The 5,523-nt window shown below is 65.4% G+C and carries 7 protein-coding genes and 1 pseudogene; 2 read left to right on the forward strand and 6 right to left on the reverse strand.

All coding sequences use genetic code 11. The features are described from left to right. Positions 1-220: 220 nt before the first annotated feature. The gene (ndk, locus tag B4K74_RS00750; protein WP_286691331.1) at positions 221-640 is read right to left on the reverse strand and encodes a nucleoside-diphosphate kinase; all 420 of its coding nucleotides are present in this window, start codon (positions 638-640) and stop codon (positions 221-223) included. 139 nt (positions 641-779) lie between these two features. Here ndk and B4K74_RS00755 point away from each other — a divergent pair, with 139 nt between their 5' ends. Both B4K74_RS00755 and B4K74_RS00760 read left to right on the forward strand, forming a co-directional pair. Beyond that, entirely contained in the window at positions 780-2,669 is a 1,890-nt protein-coding gene (locus B4K74_RS00755; RefSeq protein ID WP_286691332.1) for an ABC-F family ATP-binding cassette domain-containing protein, read from the forward strand. Further along, positions 2,666-2,920: a DUF2164 domain-containing protein gene (locus B4K74_RS00760; protein WP_286691333.1), complete on the forward strand. Its 255-nt coding sequence runs from the start codon at positions 2,666-2,668 to the stop codon at positions 2,918-2,920. The genes B4K74_RS00755 and B4K74_RS00760 overlap by 4 nt, the downstream gene beginning before the upstream one ends. 102 nt (positions 2,921-3,022) lie before the next feature. On the opposite strand, the gene B4K74_RS00765 is transcribed toward B4K74_RS00760, so the two are convergent. The 5 genes and pseudogenes from B4K74_RS00765 to B4K74_RS00780 all read right to left on the reverse strand — a co-directional run. Next, on the reverse strand, positions 3,023-4,114 hold the full coding sequence (locus tag B4K74_RS00765; RefSeq protein WP_286691334.1) for a tyrosine-type recombinase/integrase: 1,092 nt from the start codon (positions 4,112-4,114) through the stop codon (positions 3,023-3,025). Positions 4,115-4,131: 17 nt separating this feature from the next. Further along, positions 4,132-4,290 (reverse strand): annotated as a pseudogene (locus B4K74_RS13470) (helix-turn-helix domain-containing protein); the annotation flags it as partial. Next, a complete protein-coding gene (locus B4K74_RS00770; protein WP_286691335.1) occupies positions 4,287-4,739 on the reverse strand; it encodes a hypothetical protein in 453 nt (150 codons plus the stop codon). The gene B4K74_RS00770 and the pseudogene B4K74_RS13470, both read right to left, overlap by 4 nt. A 98-nt stretch (positions 4,740-4,837) precedes the next feature. Continuing rightward, positions 4,838-5,314, reverse strand: coding sequence for a hypothetical protein (locus B4K74_RS00775; RefSeq protein ID WP_286691336.1), 477 nt, complete (start codon positions 5,312-5,314; stop codon positions 4,838-4,840). Continuing rightward, the coding region (locus B4K74_RS00780; protein ID WP_286691337.1) for a hypothetical protein at positions 5,311-5,523 on the reverse strand (213 nt) is incomplete at its 5' end. The genes B4K74_RS00775 and B4K74_RS00780, both read right to left, overlap by 4 nt.

The following is a 5,523-nucleotide window of genomic DNA, read 5'->3' on the forward strand; positions in this document are numbered from 1 at the left end:
GCTTTATGAGTTCAGAACCTAATCCCGCGTCGGATCAACGTCCTGCGCGCGCCCGACGCCTTTCAGCCCGCCCTGCCTCCCGCTGCGCCTATACTGCCCGGTTCGCCGGACCAGCCGCGCAGGAGGGATTTCAGACGGTTCAGACGGTTCAGACGGTATTTCGCCCACGAAAAAGGCCCCGGAGTTTCCCCCGGGGCCTCAATCCGTGATCCGCTCGGGATCAGCCGACGATCTGGTCGTCGGTGAAGAACTGGGCGATTTCGATGCCGGCGTTCTCGATCGAGTCCGAGCCGTGGACCGAGTTTTCACCGATCGACAGGGCGAACTGCTTGCGGATGGTGCCGTCAGCGGCGTCCTTGGGGTTGGTGGCGCCCATGACTTCGCGGTATTTGGCCACGGCGTTTTCGGCTTCCAGCACCTGGACGACGACGGGCTCGGCGGTCATCTGGCCGACCAGTTCGCCGTAAAAGGGGCGTTCGGCGTGGACTTCGTAGAATTTCCTGGCTTGCGCTTCGCTCAGCTTCACGCGGCGCTGAGCCACGATGCGCAGGCCGGCGCCCTCGATCACGGCGTTGATCGCACCGGTCAGGTTGCGGCGCGTCGCGTCGGGCTTGATGATCGAGAAGGTACGTTCGGTCATTGGGGTCAGTCTTCGTTTGGGGGTTTCGGGTCGCGGGCTTATAGCGGTGCGCCCGCGCCTTTCCAACCTTCTCCGTGATACCGGACACGCCCCTCGTGTTTCCGGTGTCGCCCTGTCACATGCGATATTCCTCCTCCCCATGCTTCAAATCACCAATCTGACCTTCAACGCCTGGGGCCGCCGGTTCCTGGACGACGCCTCTGTCTCCCTGCCGCCCGGTGCCAAGGTCGGCCTTGTGGGCCGCAACGGCATCGGCAAATCGACCCTGTTCAAGCTGATCCTCGGCGAGCTGGCCGCCGGCGGCGACGAGATCAGCCTGCCCAAGACCGCCCGCATCGGCTCGGTCGATCAGGAACACCCGGCTACGCCTGTCAGCGTCCTCGAAACGATTCTCGAGGCCGATGAGGAGCGCCACGACCTGCTGACCCGGCTGGAAACCGCCGAGCCCGAGGAGATGGGCGAGATCTGGACCCGGCTGATCGAGATCGACGCCGACGCCGCCCCGGCCCGCGCCGCCGAAATCCTCGTCGGCCTCGGCTTCGACCAGGAGGACCAGCAACGGCCCATGTCGCATTTCTCGGGTGGCTGGCGGATGCGCGTGGCGCTGGCCGCGGCCCTGTTCGCCGAGCCGGACATGCTGCTGCTCGACGAACCGACCAACTATCTCGACCTCGAAGGCGCCCTGTGGCTGGAGGCCCGGCTCAAGAAATATCCGGCGACGGCGCTGATCATCTCGCACGACCGCGAGATGCTGAACGAGGTCTGCACCCACATCCTGCACCTCGCGAACCACACCCTGACGCTCTACACCGGCAACTACGACCAGTTCGAACAGGCCCGCGCCGAAAAGGCCCGGCTGCAGCTGTCGGCCAAGGCCAAGCAGGACGCCGAGCGCGCCCACCTGCAAGCCTTCGTCGACCGGTTCAAGGCCAAGGCCTCCAAGGCCGCCCAGGCCCAGTCCCGCATGAAGCGTCTGGCCAAGATGCAGCCCGTCGCCACCACCATTGAGGAGCGCGTCGCCCCCTTCATCCTGCCCTCGCCGCCCCGGCCGCTGGCCCCGCCGCTGATCCGGCTGGAGCGGGCCAATGTCGGCTATGAGCCGGGCAAGCCGATCCTGCGCAATCTCAACCTGCGCATGGACCTCGACGACCGCATCGGCCTGCTGGGCGTCAACGGCGCCGGCAAGTCGACCTTCGCCAAGATGATCGCCGGCGCGCTCGACATCTTTGAAGGCGAACTGCACCGCGACAGGAAGATGCGCGTCGGCTGGTTCCACCAGCACCAGATCGAGGCGATGGACCCGACCGACACCCCGCTGGAAATCGTCCGCCGGGCCATGCCGGACGCCTCGGAAAGCAGCCGCCGGTCTAAGCTGGCCCAGTGGGGCCTCGGCTATGAGAAACAGGAAACCACCGTCGCCAGCCTGTCCGGCGGCGAGCGCGCGCGCCTGCTGCTCAATCAGGTGGCCATGGACGCCCCGCACGTCCTGATCCTCGACGAACCGACCAACCACCTCGACATCGACAGCCGGCGAGCCCTGCTGGACGCGCTCAACGACTACAACGGCGCCGTCATCCTGATCACCCACGACCGCTCGCTGATGGAAATGGTCGCCGACCGCCTGTGGCTGGCCGCCGACGGCACGGTGAAGCCGTGGGACGGCGACATGGACGACTATGCCAAATTCGTCCTCGACCGGGCCAAGGCTGCCGCGGTCAAGCCCAGCCAGATCAAGGAAGAGGCCGCCCCTCAAGCAGCGAGCACCCGCGGTGCGAGCGATAGGGGAAACAAAAAGAAATCCGGCCCTTCGCCCTCGACCCTGCGTCACGCGGTGAAGAAGGCCGAGGAGCGGATGGCCCAGCTGACCGCCGAGATCGCCCGCATCGACGACGACATGGCCAATGCCTCGGTCAACAACCCCAAGGCGCTGGAAGGACTGACCCGCGCCCGGGCGAAGACGCAGTCCGACCTCGACGCGGCCGAGGCGGCATGGATGCAGGCCGAGGAAGCCCTGGCGGAGGTGGCATGAGCCGACCCATCGAACTCTCGCGCGAGGCCCGGCAGGCGGCCTCGGCCGGCCTGCGTCAGGTTCTGGCCGAGGAACTGGACGTCGAGGTCGGCGCCCTGCAGGCCGATCTGATCCTCGATCGGGTCATCCTTGACCTCGGGCCCATCCTCTACAACCGCGCCATCACCGACGCCCGCGCCGTGATCGCGGCCCGCGCCGAGGATATGGATGAGGCCCTGTATGGCCTGCAGCGACAGACCGATCTGCGCTGAGCACGGCAGGCCCTTCCCCGCCCGGCCCGAAATGGTCTAAGGCCTGCCTCGAACCTTGCGGATGTGGCGGAACTGGTAGACGCACTGGATTTAGGTTTCTGCTCATTCTTCACCTTTCGCCTTGTTATCGCGCGGCTTTTCTTCGCCGGTCGTTTCAATGTGGGGAGTTTTGCGCTGTAGAGCCGCAAGCACGTCCGCGTCGGACACGTGGGCATAGCGAGCTGTCGAGGCGATGCTTTCATGCCCTAACAGTTGCTTGACCACGGCCAGATTGCCGATGTTCTTGAGCGCGGCTGTAGCGGCATGGTGGCGGCTATCGTGAACCGGTCGGGCGTCAGCTATCCGGGCGCGGTTGAGGGCGCTCCGGGAGGCGCTCTGATAGCCTCGCCAGTGTATCGGCGTCAGACGCCCTCCCCGTCCCTCTTTGAACCACACAGTGTCCAAACCGGCTTGCGCGGCCCTTGTCGCTCTGGCGCGCATCGCAGCGGCATCCTCGGGCAAGAGGGGCAGGATATGAGCGCCGCCATTCTTTCGGTCGCGGAGCGTCACGCGCCCGGCTTCAAGGTTCAAAGCCTCCAGCGGAAAGAATGCTTCTTTCAGGCGAACGCCATATTTCGAGATGAAGTCGAACACGGGCCTGTGCCATTCAGGCAGGGCCGCGCGCCATGCTTCAATCTCTTTCGGGGTGAAGGTCCGGGTCCGGCCCTTCGGCTCTTTCAGCCGCAGGTCGCTCCACGGGATATCCCGAACGGGAACCTCCAGATTGCGACGGGCGAAACGCAGGATCGGGCGAAGCGTGGTGTCGATAAGGTCTCGGTTCACGGTCGCCGGGGTCGGGACGCGGCCCTGTCTGGTCGTCTCCAACCGCCTCGCGCCGATGGCCTCTTGAACGTCAGCCGCGCCGATCTCGTTGACCGGCATGTCGCCGGACAGATGGCGCAGCATGATCTCCAGCCGGAAGGCGACCGTCTTTTCCGACTTGTGCCCCGCGACCTTGGCAACGAACCATTGGTGCGCAACCTGTTTCAGGGTCGGGACTTGCTTATCAGATGACCCCAGGGCGAGGGATCGCCGCAGGTTTTCGAGGTAGCGGGTCGCGTCGGCTTTCTTGCGGAGCCGGGTCGTGCCCCGGTGCCGTTCGCCCGCCTGCCAAAAGTCATAGTGCCAAGTTTCGCCGCGTCGGTAGAGGGACATGCAGACCCCTTCAAATAATCATCCAAGTCGTCAGACCGGATGCGCCATTGCCGCCCGATTTTGCGGCCCGGTAGTGCCCCCGCCTTCAAGAGCCCGCGCACGGTGGCGTCAGACAGGCGGAGGGCCGCGCTGGCTTCCTCAAGCGTCATCACTGTCGGGAAGCCCGCCGGGATCATTCGGAGCGTTCCTGCATCAGGGCTTCCACCCGGCGAGCGAAGGGCACCGCTAGGGAAGCGAGGGGCAGGATGCGAATGGTCTCAGCCCCGACGCGTTCGAGCGCGTCGATGGCGTCCTGAAAGGAGTCGAACGCCTCAAGCTCACCGGAGGGCATGACGGCCCCTGCCATCTGGGGCACTGGCGGATGCTCACCACGGGCAATTTTGAGCGCGAAGGGGGCCAGCGCCGCCGAAAGGTTTTCGCACCCGTCGCGGACCTCGCCAATCGGCCCGAGGACGCTTGCGGCGTTCATCAGGTAGAACGTGGCGACCTCGGCTAGGGTGAACCGAGCGCGCGGACCGTCAACCGGCGGCAACAGGCCCCGGTGTCTCCAGTTTCTTTGCAGCTCGGTAGAGACGCCAGAGAGTCGGGCGGTTTCAGCGGGGGAGAATGTCGGGTTCTGGTTCATGCCGTTAGATATGTAACGGAATGGCGCGCGCGTCAACGTCTCGGTTAGATGCATAACGCTAACCTGTGGATAAACGCCGCCGCCCGCCTTCACGCTCGTCACGACGCCCACGCCATCCCCGCGCGCGTCTGGTCCATGACGAAGGCGGGCTCATACGGGTCGAAGCCCTCTTGCTCGGGCTCATAGTCGCCACTGTCGGCAAGGTCGCAGCGGTCGTCGTCAACCGCCTTGTCCTCGTCGCCGTCCTCTAGGTCAGGATCGCCGTCGAGCTCGTCGAGAAGGGCGATCAGCGATTCGATGGCGGCTTCGATCCGCAGGCGATAGCGGGAGGTCCCTGCAACCTCGGCCAGAACGTCAGGGGCGATGTTCTTGCCGCGAGCGAGGTCTTTCTCGACCGTGAGCTTCGTCACCCCGAGGGTTTCGCTGGCCTGTGTTGCATAGGAGCGAAGCGAAGACTTTTCGCTTTGGTCCCCGCCTCTCCCCTTGCTGACCATCCCCTTCCGCTTAAGGATTTCCTCGCGGCGGACGTGGTGGTCGGCGCGCTGGGCGTCGGTCAGTTCCGACCGGGCGCTCATGACCGGACCCCTTCAATGAGGGCCAGGACGCGCTCCAGCGCCTCCCCATAGGCCTGCCGGGTGTCATCCCGCCGGAAGGGGCCGCGAAGGGGCACGACGTTACTGGAGCGGGCCAGCTCGGCCTCGGCTGACAATATGTCCAGCACGACCTCAAGGGCCTTCGGTTTCACGCGGCGGGAAAGGGCGGTGATAACCCGCCGGTATGCTTC

The sequence above is a fragment of the Brevundimonas sp. UBA2503 genome (assembly GCF_002341485.1).
Lineage (GTDB): Bacteria > Pseudomonadota > Alphaproteobacteria > Caulobacterales > Caulobacteraceae > Brevundimonas > Brevundimonas halotolerans.

Bases quoted from the DNA above. Each gene is read 5' to 3' on its own strand.
- ndk (WP_286691331.1), bottom strand. From the start codon at position 640: ATGACCGAACGTACCTTCTCGATCATCAAGCCCGACGCGACGCGCCGC.
- B4K74_RS00755 (WP_286691332.1), top strand. From the start codon at position 780: ATGCTTCAAATCACCAATCTGACCTTCAACGCCTGGGGCCGCCGGTTC.
- B4K74_RS00760 (WP_286691333.1), top strand. From the start codon at position 2,666: ATGAGCCGACCCATCGAACTCTCGCGCGAGGCCCGGCAGGCGGCCTCG.
- B4K74_RS00765 (WP_286691334.1), bottom strand. From the start codon at position 4,114: ATGTCCCTCTACCGACGCGGCGAAACTTGGCACTATGACTTTTGGCAG.
- B4K74_RS00770 (WP_286691335.1), bottom strand. From the start codon at position 4,739: ATGAACCAGAACCCGACATTCTCCCCCGCTGAAACCGCCCGACTCTCT.
- B4K74_RS00775 (WP_286691336.1), bottom strand. From the start codon at position 5,314: ATGAGCGCCCGGTCGGAACTGACCGACGCCCAGCGCGCCGACCACCAC.